Genomic DNA, 16971 nt, shown 5'->3' on the forward strand with positions numbered 1-16971 from the left:
GGTTAAAAGGATGTCTAAAATTCGGGTACTGGATGAACATATTGCGAACCAGATTGCTGCCGGTGAGGTCGTAGAACGTCCAGCCTCCGTCGTGAAGGAGCTGGTGGAAAATGCGATTGATGCAGGCGGTACGCGGGTGGACGTATGGGTAGAAGAGGGCGGCCTGCAAAGTATCCGGGTGACGGATAATGGAAGTGGCATTGAGCCTGAAGATGTGGAGACGGCATTCTATCGGCACGCGACAAGCAAAATTGGACATGGTCGCGACCTGTTTCAGATCACAAGTCTCGGCTTCCGAGGAGAGGCGTTGCCAAGTATTGCGGCTGTATCGAAAGTAGAGTTGCTTACAGCAGCCGGAGATGACGGACGTGCCCGTAAATTAGTGATTGAGGGCGGTAAGCTGTTGCTTCACGAGGATGCTGCTAGTAGACAAGGGACGGATTTTACCGTACGGGAGCTGTTTTATAATACACCTGCACGGCTGAAATATATGAAAACAATCCAGACCGAGCTGGGACACATTTCGGATGTATTGTATCGAATGGCGCTTTCGCATCCAGAAGTAGCCTTCACATTGCGGCATAATGGCAATACATTGCTGCAAACGCTGGGTAATGGTGATTTGCTGCAGGTGATTGCTGCTATTTACGGAACTTCTGCGGCGAAATCCATGCTGCTGCTGGAAGGAGAGAGCCTCGATTATCGAATTAGCGGCTATGTCAGCCGTCCAGAGTGGACGAGATCAAATCGAAATGCGATCTCGACGGTAGTGAATGGACGTTTTGTGCGAAGCTACGGGCTCAATCAGGCGTTGCTCAAGGCGTATCATACCTTGTTGCCGATCAATCGTTTTCCGCTGGCTGTGATCCAACTGGAAATGCATCCTTCTTTGGTGGATGTTAACGTTCATCCTGCCAAGCTGGAGGTAAGGTTCAGCAAAGAAGCTGAACTGTTTCAGCTGGTTGAAGATTCGGTAAAAGCTGTTTTAGGGCAGCAAGTGCTGATTCCGAAGGCAGTCAAGCGCGAGATCGGTGGCAAGGACAGTGGCTCGTTTGTGCAGGAGCAGTTTCACTTCTCGAAGGGAAATGGTGCGGAAGGGGATGCTCCTTCCGGCAAAGACCGGGGGGGAGCACTGCCACTTTCCGTGACTTCGCCGGAGAGCCAGGTACCGCGCCAATCCAATTACTTGAACAGAAACGAAGAGAATAACAGAGGTAGCCAGGAGCGTGAGCAACGTCCGAGCAGGGATAGCCTCTCAGTCATTGGACGGGCAAACAACCTTTCAGGTAAAAGTATTAGTGATGATGAACTGGATGCAGATTTTGTAGAAGAAAACAGCGGGAGTGAAGTTGGAGGGGACGTGCCGCTCCCTGATGGAGCGACTGTACAGTCGTCCGAAGGAGATAGTGCCGCAATAGGCACATCTTCCTTATACAGTGGAGGGATACAGGAAACGGCTGCTTCTGCTGCTTACCCATCTTCTATGCCGCCGATTGCGGGACACGCTACGGATTCCCGTCATTTCGCGGATCAGAAGCCGCGCCAGCAACGCCTAGATGCCGAGCAATTGGCAGCGGTGTCGGGAGAAGCTCCAGAGTTGCCCACTTTTCCTGAACTGAATTTAATCGGTCAGCACCATGGGACATATCTGATTGCGCAGAACGACCAGGGCTTGTATTTAATTGATCAACATGCCGCGCATGAACGGGTGAATTATGAATTTTATTATGAAAAATTCGGCAATCCTGCGTCAGTATCGCAGGAACTGCTACTGCCAATTACACTGGATTTTACGCCTTCCGAGACGGAAAAGTTGAAAACAAGGCTGCACTGGTTTGAACAGGCGGGGGTGTATTTGGAGCATTTTGGCGGTCAAACCTTCCGTGTCAGCTCTTACCCGTACTGGCTTCCCCAAGGGGAAGAAGCGGATGTCATTGAGGAAATGGCCGGATGGGTGCTGGAGGAAAGAGCCATTGATCTTGCTAAGCTGCGGGAAGCAGCCTCAATCATGTGCTCCTGCCGGGCTTCGATTAAAGCAAACCAGAAGCTGACTGACCGACAGGCTATCGTGCTGCTAGAGCGTTTGGCAGCATGCAAACAACCATATACTTGCCCTCATGGGCGACCTATTGTGGTTTCCTTTTCCACATATGATTTAGAGAAGCTGTTTAAAAGAGTAATGTAAGGGAGTATATATATGTTGCAGGATCGGGAAAACCGTGAAGAAGAAGAGCGGTCGAGGCTACGGGAGAAGCAAGTCGAATTACTGGTCACGACAGGGGATTCCCCCTCGGCAGAGGTTATGGAGCGAGCGAAGCTGCTTGCAGCCGAGTTAGGGGTGCTGTATGCCCCTCGTCGTGGCATATCGGTAGCTAAGCTAATTGCGGCTCACAGAGTCCGTCAAGCGTTGGTTCTGGTGCAGGGCGGAGTGAGGCTGATTAGTCCAGAACAATCACCGATGGTTTTTCACCCGAGTATGGGCTTCATTCGCGCCAAACGAGTATTAAAGGGTGAACCTGACCCGATGTTGACGGCTGCCCGGATCGTCCCGGGTGATACTGTGCTGGATTGCACCGCAGGACTTGGTACGGATTCTCTTCTATTTTCAATTGGAACGGGAAGCTCTGGACAAGTCACGGCTGTGGAGAGTTCTTTCCCCGTCTATGCTTTAATCAAGGATGGAATGAGGCATTACCGTTCCGGCAACGCTGAAGTAGATCAGGCCTTTTCCAACATTGACGTTCGTTTTGGTCATCATTTGGACTATTTGTGTAGTTTGCCGGATCGCAGTATAGATATTATTTATTTTGACCCCATGTTCCGTGATCCGTTGCTCGATTCCAGCGCAATCGGTCCATTGAGAGGGTTGGCTAACCCAGACGCGTTGAGTGAGGAAAGTATTATTCATGCGAAACGGATTGCACGAAAAACAATTGTATTAAAAGAAAAACGGGGTAGCGGGGAATTTGCCCGTCTCGGCTTCCGTGTGGAGCAGCGGGGCACAACGAAAACAGTGTACGGAGTGATTGATATTGACAGTGGCACCTAAGCCTAAACTACTTGTTCTTGTTGGCCCGACTGCGGTTGGCAAGACGAAACTAAGCATCGAGATGGCTCGACAATTTGACGCAGAAATTATTTCCGGGGATTCCATGCAGGTATACCGTCATATGGACGTTGGAACCGCCAAAATTTCCGAACAGGAAATGGAAGGAATCAAGCACCATTTAATTGATATTCATGAGCCTGAATACCCATATTCAGTAGCCCAATTTCAGGAAGACTGTCGTCGTCTCATACCTGATATTCAATCTAGAGGAAAGCTACCGTTTATCGTAGGCGGAACAGGTTTATATGTAGAATCAGTCTGCTATGAATACCAGTTTTCCGAGGTAGGGGCTGACGAAGCTTTTCGTCAGGAACAGCTTGACTATGCCGAACAGTTTGGAGCTGAGGCGCTTCATGCGCGACTACAGGCGGTTGATCCCGAAAGTGCACTTCGTTTGCATCCTAATGATCGTCGTCGTGTCGTTCGGGCACTGGAAATTTACCATGTTAGCGGAACGACACTTAGCTCTCAACTTGCCAGTCAAAAAAAGGAATCTCCCTACCAACTCTGCATTGTAGGTTTGACAATGGATAGGCAAATGCTATATAAACGTATTGAAGACCGAATTGACGGGATGCTCGATCAAGGGCTTGTTGCTGAGGTAACCTCCTTAATGGAACGGGGAGTGCGAAGCGATGCCATCTCCATGCAAGGTCTAGGCTATAAAGAGATATCCTCCTACCTGCGGGGAGAAGTGTCTTTGGAAGAGGCGGTGACTTGGCTAAAACGGGATACGCGTCATTTTGCGAAGCGACAGCTCTCGTGGTTTCGCCATATGAAGGATATCCAGTGGGTAGATGTCACTGATTTCGGAAATTTTTCTGCTCATGCAGCCCGAATACACGAAATTATAGCAGGAAAGTTCCGGACAGACCTTGAATATACTTCAAAACAATCCAAATGATTATTGGGGGTACGGCTAAAATGAACAAGTCCATTAATATCCAAGATACGTTTCTGAATCAATTGCGCAAGGATTCTATACCTGTAACGGTATACCTCATCAATGGATTTCAGGTGCGAGGGACGATTAAAGCATTTGACAATTTTACGATTGTTATCGACTCGGATGGAAAGCAACAGCTGATTTACAAGCATGCCATCTCCACCTTTACACCGCAACGCAATGTATCGCTTGTACAGCAACAGGATAACGCTAGCGATAACTGATTACGGCTTGACGGTCGCCCGGGTTCATGAAACTTTTCAGGCGCCCGTCTCGTCTAACTGTATAGGAATGTGACCGGGAGCAACCTGATCAGGGTTGTTCTTTTCATTCCGTTTACTTTCATGCTGCCGACAGCAAGCTTTAAGCTTATGTTAGGTATCATATGATTATTCGCGAAAGGGAGTCAGGGGAATGCCAAACGATTCATTGTCCAGATCCGGCAATCGCAATAGAAACACATCTAAAGAGAAGCCGAAGGGCAAGAAAAAGAAAATAACAGGTAAGCGAGTGGGGTGGACGCTATTTATTACAGCGGCGTTAGCCATATTTTGCGCACTTGGTGGATACTTATTTGTCATGGTTAATGGCGAAAAAATTTACAAAGCCAACAAGGACAAAATTACAGTGAACGAGACATCGAAGGTTTATGACCGCAACGGTGTGCTCATGGGTGAGTTGTCTGTGCAAAAAAGCGATCCTGTCAAAAGTGAAGAAATTCCACCGCTGCTCAAAAAAGCATTTATCGCAACCGAGGATAAGCGTTTTATGGAGCATCAAGGGGTTGATATTTGGTCTATCGGCCGGGCAGCCGTTAAGGATATCGTGGCCCGTTCGGCAGTGGAGGGTGGCAGTACGCTGACTCAGCAGCTGGCCAAAAACTTGTTTTTGACACGTGACAAAACCTTTTTCCGTAAAGCGACAGAGGTATCCATCGCAATGGCGCTGGAGCGGAATTTGACTAAAGATGAAATTATTACACTCTACCTGAACCGGATTTGGTTTGGACGCTCGTATTCTGGAATTAAGGCAGCGTCGGAAGGCTATTTTGGGCAAACGGATTTGAATAAATTAAAATTGTGGCAGGTCGCTACACTGGCAGCTATTCCAAAAGGGCCATCCAAGTATAATCCGATTAGTAACCCAGAAAACTCAAAGGCCCGGCGTGCTGTGGTTCTCCAGCTGATGTTTGAGCAGGGAATGATTGGAAAGCAGGAGATGGAAGAGGCCAAGGCTGTAAATTACGATTACAAACAGCCGGAAAAAGTTCAAAAGTATCAAAATTTTATGGAATACGTCATGGATGAGGCAGAGGATGCGTTGCCAGGAGTTAGCGGTAATGATCTGATTATTGGTGGTTATAAAATTCATACCACAATGGATGCCCAGGCTCAAAATGCGCTGGATCAGGCGATGGCAGATGATGACATGTTCGAAAAAAGTCCGGACGATCAGCCTGTTCAAGCCTCGATGGTCATTATTAACAACCAGACAGGTGGAATTGCCGCGATGGCACCCGGACGGGATTACAAAAAGGGAACCTTCAATCGTGCGACACAGAGCCGCAGACAGCCAGGATCGGCCTTTAAGCCGATTGTAGCCTATGCGCCAGCTCTTGAATCCGGTAAGTTTACGATGGATACCCCTTTGAGTAACGAACGCCAGAGTTTTAACGGATACAGTCCGAAAAACTTGCATGGTTACTCGTCGACCATCAGCATGCTCGACGCCATTACGAAATCTGAAAATATTCCGCCTGTATGGTTGCTGAATCAAATCGGTGTGGAAAAAGGGGTTCAATTTGCCGAGAGCGTAGGAATTCCGATGGACAAAAATGATCACTCACTTGCTATCGCATTGGGTGGATTAAGCAAAGGAACGAATACCCTTGAAATGGCGCAGGCGTACAGCGCTTTTGCTAATAAAGGACAATTCCAAAAAGCTTATTCTATTAAGCAAATTAACAATAGTGATGATCAAGTTGTTTATACTCATGAAGAGGAAACTAAATCTGTAATGAGTGAAAAAACGGCTTATGAAATGACACAAATGATGCAAAATGTAGTCAATAGCGGTACAGGTCGCAAAGCACGTATTGACTGGCCTGTAGCTGGTAAAACGGGTACGACCCAAAGTGGGATTAGCGGTAACAGTGGTAACCGGGACATCTGGTTTGTCGGTTATACACCGGAATATACCGGAGCGGTATGGATGGGTTATGACAAGCCGGACAGCAAGCATATGCTGAGAAACTACAGTGGGCAGTCGGCAGCCTTTTTCGGAAGGGTCATGGGTGAAGCTCTCAAGGGACACCCGGTTACGCAATTCAGCGAGCCGAAGGGATATGAACCACCAGTTGAGCAGAAGCCAGAAGAGCCGGTTCAGGCTACCGCTCCGAGCGGACTGAGCGGGTCTTATAGTCAGGACACCCAAATTGTATCGTTATCTTGGACTGCGGCTACGGGGGATAATGTACAATACCGCGTGTATCGCAAAGGGACTTCCGATACAGGCTTTGCGGCAATCATGGAGGCTATGAAGGGCACGAGTGGTGAAGACACGTCTCCTATAGCTGGAAACACGTATGAATATTATGTAGTAGCTTATGGGGCGGATGGTAAAGAATCCGAGGCTTCTAATACGATCCGTGTGGAAATTCCGGCAGAGACTACTCCGGTTGATCCACAGCCAGGGACTGATCCAAACGAGAATGGAACCTTACCGGATAATGGCGGGGCTACAGACGGACAAAACGGTACAGATCAGGGAAATACAACTCCTGGCGGTATCAATAACAATAATGGCTTAGGTCAGGTTCCGGCATCTCCTGGGGATACTAATGGGAATGGTGCTGGAGGCACAGGTAACAATAGTGGTAATTCCGGCAATGGAAACGATACTAATCAGGGAAATGGTCAGACTACTACACCGGATGCAGGTATTTCTGATGAAGATACTATGGTAAATCCAGAAAACACGGATGCATCTACGACTGAAGTCACAACGGATGGGACTCAAGAAGGCAATTCCAACGGTCATTCGAACTCCAATCGTGGACGTCACAATCGGAATTAGCAAGTATTGCTTTATGCAAGTTGAATTTGTTTCAAATCAAAGGTATTCTCAGTCCGTGAACTGGTCTGAGAATACCTTTTTTGCTGTTTTAAAGGGGTTCTTTTTGAGTGTACAGTTTAAATATGGTAAGCTGGTTTTACCAATGTTGGAGAGGAACATCATTTATGAAGCGCAAATTCGGAGACCGGGCCAACTGGCGCAGAATCACCAATCGCAAGTTTGCTTGCCGGTATGTAGAAAGTGACGCGTTTACAGGATATGTGACCCTGTATACAATTTTGAGTCTCAAGGAGCCGTTATGGAAAAGTTACGGTGGTCATACGTTTTGCATAGCCGATAAAGGATATTCCTGGCTGCAATATTATCCAAAAGGTGAGCACTACGTGGTGACTGCTATGTTTGATAATCGGGAGCAAATCGTTGAATGGTATATTGATACCTGCCGAAATCAGGGTGTGACCGATCAAGGAGTCCCTTGGTTTGACGATTTGTATTTAGATGTTGTGGTGCTTAAAAACGGTGAAATCTTCCTAGTGGATGAGGATGAATTGGAGGAGGCGTTACAACGGGGGCATATCTCAACGCAAGAGGCAGAATTGGCTAACCGTACAGCGGCTGATGTGTTACATCAGATAGATGCCCACGTGTTCCCCTATTTTAAAATGTCACTGAAACACCGGGCAGAATGGTTTCACAACGGTGATTTCAAGAGAGAACGGTGAAAGTTTTGCAGTGGATTAAAGACACTGGGCCCAAACGTCCTGAGTTGAAAAGCAGGCAGAGTCGCCTTAAGAAAATATCTATGGTATCCAAGCGTCTTGTACTTTGTTTGATGATTTTCATTTTGGTCGGATTGGTATGGGCAGGTATCCGAGTGTGGAACATGAATACGGCTGCCTCTACCACTCCGCTCCAGCAAGTGCAAATTGGTATCGTACTAGGTGCTTCTATGTGGGGAGCTGAGCCCAGCCCTGGATTGAAGGAAAGGCTGGAAGAAGCCCTGCACTTATACCGCAACGGGACGGTACAGCGTCTAATTGTAAGTGGGGGACTGGATAAACCAGATTTTCCGTATACGGAGGCTGAGGGCATGCAACGCTATTTGGTAGGTAAAGGGGTCTCTGTACAGCATATTGTGTTGGAAAACCATGCGACCAGTACTTACGAAAATCTGCTCTATAGCCAGCGCATTATGAAGGAATATGGATGGACCTCCACCGTGATCATTACACATAGCTATCATGGCCCTCGGGCGATGGAGATTGCTCAATTCTTGAATTTTGATCATCCTCAGATGGCTCTGACGGAATCCAAAGTGCTGAATATGCCAATTCATCAATCAAGAGAAGTATTGGCATACGCTAAATGGACGCTGCAACGGTGGTGGATCAGCGCTCAAACTTGGGTTGCCTGAATTTAAGAAAAGGCTTTGTGCACGTTCCCGTTGCTTTTATGCTAATAAGGACATGCCAGACCGAATACATTAATAGGGTAAGCTGTGCCTGAAGAAATGTTGAGGTGATGGATGCATGAACGGACGGGGAATCGCCGCGGGCAAGCGGTCGGAGGAGAGACCTTCCAGACAAATTAATGTCGTGCTGCGTAGCCCGGAGCCGATAGCTTCGGTGACTGTGGACGAGACGGAAGCAGTGGCTTCAACCAAGTCACAGGCGCTACCGCAGTATCTCAGTCTTTATCAGGAAATTCAGAAAGAACTCGATCATCTCGTCGGCTTGGATAACATCAAAGACCTGGTATTTGAGGTATATGCCTTTTTGCAAATCGCCCATATGCGCACGGATGCGGGATTGTTGAGCAATGCACACGTATATCACATGATTTTCAAAGGAAATCCAGGTACGGGGAAAACGACAGTAGCCCGCATTATCGCTAAAATGCTGCAAAAAATGGGGGTACTGAGCAAAGGTCATCTGATTGAGGTGGAGAGGGCTGATCTGGTCGGTGAGTATATTGGGCACACTGCACAGAAAACGCGAGATCTGGTAAAGAAATCTCTTGGCGGCGTGTTGTTCATTGATGAGGCTTACAGTTTGGCACGCGGAGGGGAAAAGGATTTTGGAAAAGAAGCGATTGATACCTTGGTAAAGTCCATGGAAGACCAAAAAAATCAATTTATTTTGATTCTCGCTGGATACTCGGGAGAAATGGACTTTTTTTTACGAACGAATCCTGGTCTTCCTTCTCGCTTTCCAATCCAGTTGGATTTTCCTGATTATACTGTAGATCAGCTTATCCAAATTTCCGAGATGATGGCCAAGGAGCGGGATTATATTCTCATGCCTCAGTCCATAATTAAAATGAAGGAGCATTTGCTAAACGAGCGTAATGACAGTCTTCATGCATTTAGTAATGCACGCTATGTTCGTAACGTGATTGAAAAAGCGATTCGGCACCAAGCTGTCAGGTTGCTCAATCAGTACCGGAGCGGGCAACCCGGCAAGCAGGAATTGATGACGCTGCGTCCAGAGGATTTGAAAATGGACAAAAGATAGGCGATAATAGGAATCTGAATCACATCGAATGGTATGACATCGAACGGGGGCCGGCCTGAACATCAGGTCGGTCTCTGTTCGAGAGTTGACATGAAAATAAAGGAGCAAACAATATGGCGAACTCCACTCATGATACACAAACTGAAATGCAGGACAAGGCGGTACTGGTCAGTCTGATTACGGATGAAGTCAAACGATCTGGCATCAATACGGAATACTCGTTGGATGAGCTGGTGAAATTGGCTGAGACAGCGGGAGTTGAAGTACTGAGCGTCCTGACACAGAATAAGGAAGCCAAGGATTCAAAATGGTTTATTGGCAAAGGAAAAGTAGAGGAATTGCGTGCAGTTGCTGAAGAATTGGGAGCGAATACAGCTATTTTTGATCAGGAGCTCTCGGGGGCCCAAGTACGGAATCTGGAAGAAAGTCTGGATCTCAAAATTATTGACCGGACACAGTTGATTCTGGACATTTTTGCTCAACGTGCAAAAACACGGGAAGGTATTATTCAGGTTGAACTGGCGCAGTTGTCATATTTACTCCCCCGTTTGTCTGGACATGGCAAAAATCTCTCGCGTCTCGGTGGCGGAATCGGAACACGTGGTCCTGGTGAAAGCAAGCTGGAGACAGACCGTCGTCATATTCGTGACCGAATCAGTGATCTGAAACGCCAACTGGAGGAAGTGACTCGTCACCGGTATTTGCACAGGGAGCGCAGACAAAAGAGCGGTATTGTTCAGGTTGCACTTGTTGGCTATACCAATGCGGGCAAATCGACGCTGTTGAAGCAACTGACAGCAGCCGATGTATATATTGAGAACCAACTGTTTGCGACGCTGGATCCTACCTCCAGAACAATGGAGCTACCGAGTGGAAAAGAAATTATTCTTACGGATACAGTTGGTTTTATCCAAAATCTTCCTCATGATTTGGTTGCTTCCTTCCGGGCTACTTTGGAGGAGGCGAATGAGGCTCATCTCATTTTGCATGTCGTGGACGCTTCCTCGGATATGCGAGACGAACAGATGAAAGTTGTAGAGACGATCTTGCAGCAGCTAGGGGCTGCGGACAAGCCTCAGATCGTATTATTTAACAAAAAAGATGCCTGTACCCCTGAGCAACTGGAAATGCTTCCTTCTGGGGAGGGCTATTTGAAAATTAGTGCTTTTGATGAAGGGGATTTGCTGCGCATTCGTGAACTGATTCAAGAGCATCTGAGTGGGGATACGCTGAGATTTCGCATTCCCGCGGAACGTGGAGATTTAACCTCGGTGCTTTATCGAATCGGAGATGTACTGCTGACAGAGTATGATGGCAATGATGTCATTTATGAGGTTGAGATTCAAAGAGGCGAGTACGAAAAGTACGGTCATGCACTTAGCGAGTTCACAGAAGGTTAACATCTAATGATGTTTTTGGGTCAATAAAATGAAAATGCTCATCGTTCAAAGTGAACAATAATATAACATGAATAGCTTAAGGCTGCGTAAGAGAGAGGGTCAAGAAGGTAAATGGTAGTTTTTAGTCCAGAAATTCAGAAAATTCAGGAAACTGCAGAACATAAAATACAAGAACGTATACAGCACATAGATCATATTGTAGATTCAAATCAGTGGAAGGTAATTCAGGCATTCCAGCGGAAGCAAGTGAGCGATTTTCACTTTGCGGGTTCTACGGGATATGCTTACAATGACCGGGGACGTGAGGTGCTGGAAGAAGTCTATGCGGATGTGTTCGGTGCGGAGGCAGCGTTGGTGCGTCCGCATTTTGCCTCGGGTACTCATACAATTGCCACTGCTTTATTTGGTGTGCTGCGTCCAGGGGATGAACTGTTGTACATTACTGGGAGACCTTATGATACCCTCCACAAAGTGATTGGTAAGCCCGGCGATGGAACAGGATCTTTGCAGGATTTTGGTGTTACTTATGGAGAAACCGCACTGACAGAGGAAGGTAAAGTGGACTGGGAAGCGGTGGAGGCTGCGATCCATGCCAATACCAAAGTGATCGGTATTCAGCGTTCACGCGGTTATGATTGGAGAGCTTCGTTTAGTGTAGCAGATATTGAAGAAATGACAGCACGTGTGAAGGAAATAAAACCTGACGTCATTGTCTTTGTTGACAATTGCTACGGTGAATTTACCGAGAAGCTGGAACCTACTCAGGTAGGTGTCGATTTGATGGCAGGTTCGTTGATTAAAAATCCCGGTGGTGGCATTGCAGAAACGGGTGGATATATCTCCGGCAAACAAAAGTATGTAGAGCTAGCATCCTACCGATTAACTGCACCTGGAATCGGTGGAGAAGTAGGTGCCATGCTAGGTACTACACGAGGCATATTTCAGGGACTATTCCTTGCTCCAACACTGGTTGGGCAAGCGGTTAAAGGGAGCGTATTCGCAGCTGCGGTCTTTGAGGAGATGGGATTTGAGACCAAACCTGCCTGGCATGAAGAGCGTACAGATTTGATTCAGGCTATTTCTTTTAGTGGACCAGAGCATCTAATTGCTTTTGTACAGGGCATTCAGCGTGCGGCTGCCGTGGATAGCCATGTGGTGCCGGAGCCGTGGGATATGCCGGGTTATGAGCATCCAGTTATCATGGCTGCAGGTACGTTCATACAAGGGGGAAGTTTGGAACTATCCGCAGATGCTCCGATTCGTGAGCCTTATATTGGTTACATGCAAGGGGGCTTAACCTACTCTCATGTTAAATTTGGAGTGCTTATGGCTCTGCAAACGATGAAAGAACGTAAATTATTGTGAGTTTTTCTAACATGTCATTGACACTTTGCATCAGCTAAATGTACAATAAGGTGAATAATAGATCACTGGAAGGTTGATGACAAATGGGCGACGAAATTCGCAGAAATATGGCCTTATTTCCAATAGGTATTGTCATGAAGCTAACGGACTTGTCAGCACGTCAGATTCGTTATTATGAACAGCATAACTTGATAGTTCCTGCCCGTACATCGGGAAACCAACGTCTTTTTTCTTTTAATGACGTAGAGCGTCTGCTTGAAATTAAGGCGTTGATCGAGAAGGGTGTTAACATTGCGGGAATTAAACAAGTCATGAATCCGGTTACCAAGGAATCGGAGGAAGCTACGGTTATTACAGCAGATACGGAAGTCAAACGCCGTGAAATGTCCGATACTCAGCTTCACCGCTTGCTGAAACAACAACTTGTTGCAGGCAAAAGACCAGGACAGGTATCCCTGATCCAAGGCGAATTATCACGGTTCTTCAATAAGAGATAATGCTTTGACTTACCTCTTGGCATAAGGTCGCTTTACTTTAAAACCCGGTCTCATCATTTAAGTAATTTATATAACAACCGATTCGTATATAGTGGTTACAGAAAGGGAGAGGTTAGAGTGAGTTATAGCAGAGAAGATATCCTTCGGATTGCGAAAGAAGAAAATGTTCGTTTTATTCGTTTGCAATTTACAGATTTGCTGGGCACTATTAAGAACGTTGAAATTCCGGTTAGTCAACTGGAAAAAGCATTGGATAATAAAATGATGTTTGACGGTTCTTCCATAGAAGGTTATGTGCGTATTGAAGAATCTGATATGTATTTATATCCGGATTTGGACACTTGGGTTGTATTCCCTTGGGTAACCTCGGATCGTGTAGCCCGTTTGATCTGCGATATTTACAAGCCGGACGGAGTTCCGTTTGCAGGCGACCCGCGGGGGATCTTGAAACGTGTACTTAAGGAAGCAGAAGAGTTGGGATATACTTCGATGAATGTCGGACCAGAGCCTGAATTCTTCTTGTTCAAAACGGATGAAAAAGGCGAGCCAACTACAGAACTGAATGACCAAGGCGGGTATTTTGACCTGGCTCCGATGGATCTAGGTGAAAACTGCCGTCGTGAAATTGTACTTAAGCTTGAAGAGATGGGCTTCGAAATTGAAGCATCTCATCATGAAGTTGCACCTGGTCAGCATGAGATTGACTTTAAATATGCAGATGCAATTAAAGCTGCCGACCAGATTCAAACGTTCAAGCTCGTTGTTAAGACGATTGCTCGTCAGCATGGTTTGCATGCTACCTTTATGCCAAAACCTTTGTTTGGTGTAAATGGCTCCGGTATGCACTGCAATCAATCCTTGTTTAAGGATAATGAAAATGTATTTTATGATGAAACGGATGAACTCGGATTAAGCCAGACGGCCCGCCACTATATGGCTGGTATTCTTAAACATGCACGTGCAATGGCAGCGATCACGAATCCAACGGTAAATTCCTACAAACGTCTCGTACCAGGTTATGAAGCGCCTTGTTATGTGGCTTGGTCTGCAAGCAATCGCAGTCCAATGATTCGGATTCCCGCATCTCGTGGTCTGAGTACTCGCGTCGAAGTTCGTAACCCTGACCCGGCAGCGAATCCTTATTTGGCCTTGGCAGTGATGCTGAGAGCTGGTTTGGATGGTATCAAACGTCAGTTGGCTCTGCCAGCTCCTATTGATCGTAACATTTACGTAATGTCTGAGGAAGAGCGGATTGAAGAAGGCATTCCAAGTCTGCCTGCAGACTTGAAAGAAGCTTTGTCTGAGCTTATTCGGAGCGAAGTTATCTCTGACGCACTGGGCGACCATGCTCTGGCCTACTTCTATGAGCTTAAGGAAATTGAATGGGATATGTATCGCACCCAAGTGCATCAATGGGAACGTGATCAATATCTGACTCTTTACTAAAATGGGAATCCCTTGGCGCTCTAAGCGTTGAGGGATTTTTTTTTGTGTGTGTAATCCATCCGTCATTTGAGACTAATTAGTTCTCCCCCATAATCTCCCCACAAAAAATATTATTGAAATAGACCCTCGGTAAAAGACTCATATTTCTCCATGCTATTCATCTCTATTTTTGGAAATGTGTGCATAAACGTAGGCTGTGAAAAAATTTCAAACTAACGTTGAATGCAAAATATGTGTTGGATGCCTTGAAAGTCTTAGAAAACGAAGTCATTACACTCGGGTATACTGGCTCTTCTAAGCTACTCACACTCCAAAGTGATGAGTCGAGTTTCTACATTGTTCTTCTTTAAAGGGGGCTGGTTAGATGAGTAAATACTATGCGAGAAAAATGATTTTTACTACTTACTACAGCGGCAGACTGATCTTTGAAGATTAAGGAAGTTCGATTGCTGAAAGCTATGGATAGGAGACAGATTTCTGTTTTTGAAAACGTGAGCAGTGACATTTTGGGAGTCGCCGCCAAACAGCAAGTGCCTTATGGATGTGGGTAATTTGAGGATTGAAAACAGATAGTAGAACTTACAGGAATATAACCAAAAGTCCACATGTTAAAAAGAAGAACCCAAAGAGAATCGATACAGAGCCTCTAAATTTCATGTCATCAATGTAAGCATCACTTGGTTCTGAGTCACCTTTGATCTTCCAGGCTTCGTTTGCACGCCATCCCCAGGTGGGATTTCGTTTACTTAAAATACCAAGCGAGAAAAAAATAATCGCAATAAGAATAAGCATGAATCCCATTGGATCAGCCCCTTTAAGTAAACTATACCAAAAAAGAACGACAGATGGAAAGTATCGTCCCTCAAGGACGGATAGAAGAAAAATAAGAGGGCTTTGCCCTCCATCTGAAGGTGTAATTTTAATCTGAATAGGCAACCGCGTTAAAACTTTCTATTCCTATTCGGGTGGCATCCGCTGTGCAAAATAGATATAAGGTATACACCAATTCATTTGATGGTGGTAGAGGGACATTGTAATCGGAAGCATTAATGGTGACGACCTGCACAGCGTTGGGATTTGCCTCGGAGACACTAACAGAGTAAAGGGCATAAGCAACAGGAGAGTCGAGAGTGCCTCTAACAATAGAAATAGCAATAACGGAGTCAAATGGTGGAGTAGTGGGAAATGAAAGCTCAGCAATCCCAGATAATTGTACACGCATATTTTCCCCAGCGCCCGTCACGTCTAAGCCAAGCTCTGCAATGGCTACAGGAGTATTGGCTGGCAAGGGAATTGAGATTGTATTACCATAGCTTGCATTTTGAGATGTTCGAGCATCTAACAATCTAGTCATTATCTCATCTCCTTTTTGATAGTTTATGCAGAAGATATTCAGTGTTGAGGGCTTGGTGGATATGCCTCTAAGCTAATGCGGTGTATTGCGTCATTATCGGCCCCGAAGGGTAGAGAGGAAGGATACAAGATGGAACTTAGCGAGAAACAGTTGGAGAGTGTGAGCACGCTTTGTGCTTAACTACAACATGAAGCCGACAAAAACAATTTTTACTGTGACACGGTCGATCGGTTTGGAATGATCTTGTTGCTAAAGGGTTAGCTACGAAACGAGGCGGATGGGATGAGAAAAGTGCATATTTTCGCCTGACATATGAAGATGCGAAGACCGTTTATACAAAGCCAATGCCATGAAAGTATTTTGGAGTATTGCATTAAAAAGTTTTGAACCCATAGGGGACAAGAAGGAGGAGCAACTTTCCATAAAGGAGAGAGACACAATGCATCCCCTATACCAAAGGAGAGATAACCCGTGAGTAAATACAAAGTGTATGAAACAGTAGCGGTGAGACAGTTGGTATATCTAGGAGAATACGAAGGGAATAGAATGCGTGAGATCGGAGCGCAGATTCGGTCTGAAAAGCCCAATATGATCATAACCCCACAAGAAATAGAAGAATTAGGGGGATTAGAACTGATTGACATAGATATTAGACAAATATACCTATAATGAGCGATAAGCACAGTGGGGTAATACACCTCAAACGCTACATAGAGCGGTTTTACGTGGATGGGGTAGGGAGTAACCACCAATACAATACGCTCACCCAGGAACGTTGGAAGGATGATAGATATGAATCTGTGGCCGATATCGGCTATTAAACAAGATGGTAAGTCCAGATGTGCCAACTGCGGAAAGCCGATAAGCGAAGCTAGAGAAAAACTTACAGGCAGGTTATACGATGGGGAGTTTGCTTGCTGTCGGGAATGTGATGATGAACATGAAGAATTAGGCAGCAGCCCCATTGAACATGGGATAAGATATCGTGATTTGAATATTAAGCCTATACAGGGTGTCGGTCACACGGCACCAAAGGGAGAATATATAGATGAAAATCGTAGTGAATAATGAGCAGGAAGCGGACTGCGTCGCTTCTTCCAAGACGGACACGAATATTCGATCATGGACTTGATCAAATCAGAAAAGGAAAAACAAGAAGACACAGAAGACTTGCAAGGAGAAGATTTTCGCATTTTGGCAGAAGGATTATTTTGGTCAGAACTGCATATAGAGATTGATCGAAAAGAAGAAGAACTGAAATTTCGA

At 45.9% G+C, this 16971-nt stretch carries 16 protein-coding genes and 1 pseudogene; 15 read left to right on the plus strand and 2 right to left on the minus strand.

All coding sequences use genetic code 11. From position 1 onward, the window contains the following. Window positions 1–10: 10 nt before the first annotated feature. The 13 genes and pseudogenes from mutL to NSQ58_RS14285 all read left to right on the plus strand — a co-directional run. On the plus strand, window positions 11–2185 hold the full coding sequence (gene mutL / locus NSQ58_RS14225; protein WP_339200257.1) for a DNA mismatch repair endonuclease MutL: 2175 nt from the start codon (window positions 11–13) through the stop codon (window positions 2183–2185). A 12-nt stretch (window positions 2186–2197) separates the two neighbouring features. After that, window positions 2198–3049 (plus strand): class I SAM-dependent methyltransferase, encoded by an 852-nt coding sequence (locus NSQ58_RS14230; RefSeq protein WP_339200255.1) that lies wholly within the window; start codon window positions 2198–2200, stop codon window positions 3047–3049. Continuing rightward, complete coding sequence (gene miaA, locus NSQ58_RS14235) at window positions 3033–4013, plus strand: tRNA (adenosine(37)-N6)-dimethylallyltransferase MiaA (RefSeq protein WP_220025261.1); 981 nt, start codon at window positions 3033–3035, stop codon at window positions 4011–4013. Before NSQ58_RS14230 ends, miaA begins: the two co-directional genes overlap by 17 nt. Before the next feature lie 20 nt (window positions 4014–4033). Next, window positions 4034–4279, plus strand: coding sequence for an RNA chaperone Hfq (hfq, locus tag NSQ58_RS14240; RefSeq protein ID WP_023989043.1), 246 nt, complete (start codon window positions 4034–4036; stop codon window positions 4277–4279). 190 nt (window positions 4280–4469) lie between these two features. Further along, complete coding sequence (locus tag NSQ58_RS14245) at window positions 4470–7130, plus strand: PBP1A family penicillin-binding protein (protein WP_339200254.1); 2661 nt, start codon at window positions 4470–4472, stop codon at window positions 7128–7130. 164 nt (window positions 7131–7294) lie between these two features. Then, the gene (locus NSQ58_RS14250; RefSeq protein ID WP_013310580.1) at window positions 7295–7852 is read left to right on the plus strand and encodes a DUF402 domain-containing protein; all 558 of its coding nucleotides are present in this window, start codon (window positions 7295–7297) and stop codon (window positions 7850–7852) included. After that, window positions 7849–8544, plus strand: coding sequence for a YdcF family protein (locus NSQ58_RS14255; RefSeq protein ID WP_339200253.1), 696 nt, complete (start codon window positions 7849–7851; stop codon window positions 8542–8544). Before NSQ58_RS14250 ends, NSQ58_RS14255 begins: the two co-directional genes overlap by 4 nt. Before the next feature lie 115 nt (window positions 8545–8659). Then, the gene (locus NSQ58_RS14260; protein WP_025718768.1) at window positions 8660–9643 is read left to right on the plus strand and encodes an AAA family ATPase; all 984 of its coding nucleotides are present in this window, start codon (window positions 8660–8662) and stop codon (window positions 9641–9643) included. 113 nt (window positions 9644–9756) lie between these two features. Continuing rightward, window positions 9757–11043 (plus strand): GTPase HflX, encoded by a 1287-nt coding sequence (gene hflX / locus NSQ58_RS14265; RefSeq protein ID WP_264453672.1) that lies wholly within the window; start codon window positions 9757–9759, stop codon window positions 11041–11043. Window positions 11044–11154: 111 nt separating this feature from the next. Continuing rightward, a complete protein-coding gene (locus tag NSQ58_RS14270) occupies window positions 11155–12408 on the plus strand; it encodes a methionine gamma-lyase family protein (RefSeq protein ID WP_053325618.1) in 1254 nt (417 codons plus the stop codon). 83 nt (window positions 12409–12491) lie between these two features. Further along, a complete protein-coding gene (locus tag NSQ58_RS14275; protein ID WP_007430683.1) occupies window positions 12492–12905 on the plus strand; it encodes a MerR family transcriptional regulator in 414 nt (137 codons plus the stop codon). Window positions 12906–13022: 117 nt separating this feature from the next. Next, window positions 13023–14351, plus strand: coding sequence for a type I glutamate--ammonia ligase (glnA, locus tag NSQ58_RS14280; protein ID WP_013310575.1), 1329 nt, complete (start codon window positions 13023–13025; stop codon window positions 14349–14351). Window positions 14352–14566: 215 nt separating this feature from the next. Beyond that, window positions 14567–14701 (plus strand): annotated as a pseudogene (locus tag NSQ58_RS14285) (DNA polymerase III subunit beta); the annotation flags it as partial. Between the two features lie 229 nt (window positions 14702–14930). On the opposite strand, the gene NSQ58_RS14290 reads toward NSQ58_RS14285, so the two are convergent. Beyond that, window positions 14931–15287, minus strand: coding sequence for a DUF6199 family natural product biosynthesis protein (locus NSQ58_RS14290; protein ID WP_254664506.1), 357 nt, complete (start codon window positions 15285–15287; stop codon window positions 14931–14933). Next, the gene (locus NSQ58_RS14295; protein WP_023989036.1) at window positions 15271–15705 is read right to left on the minus strand and encodes a hypothetical protein; all 435 of its coding nucleotides are present in this window, start codon (window positions 15703–15705) and stop codon (window positions 15271–15273) included. The genes NSQ58_RS14290 and NSQ58_RS14295 overlap by 17 nt, the downstream gene beginning before the upstream one ends. A 471-nt stretch (window positions 15706–16176) precedes the next feature. Here NSQ58_RS14295 and NSQ58_RS14300 point away from each other — a divergent pair, with 471 nt between their 5' ends. Both NSQ58_RS14300 and NSQ58_RS14305 read left to right on the plus strand, forming a co-directional pair. Next, window positions 16177–16374, plus strand: a complete 198-nt coding sequence (locus NSQ58_RS14300) for a hypothetical protein (RefSeq protein ID WP_341057619.1) — start codon at window positions 16177–16179, stop codon at window positions 16372–16374. Between the two features lie 123 nt (window positions 16375–16497). Further along, window positions 16498–16773, plus strand: a complete 276-nt coding sequence (locus NSQ58_RS14305) for a hypothetical protein (RefSeq protein ID WP_341057621.1) — start codon at window positions 16498–16500, stop codon at window positions 16771–16773. The last annotated feature ends 198 nt before the right edge of the window (window positions 16774–16971 follow it).

The sequence above is a fragment of the Paenibacillus sp. FSL M7-0134 genome, from assembly GCF_038007865.1.
GTDB lineage: Bacteria > Bacillota > Bacilli > Paenibacillales > Paenibacillaceae > Paenibacillus > Paenibacillus polymyxa_B.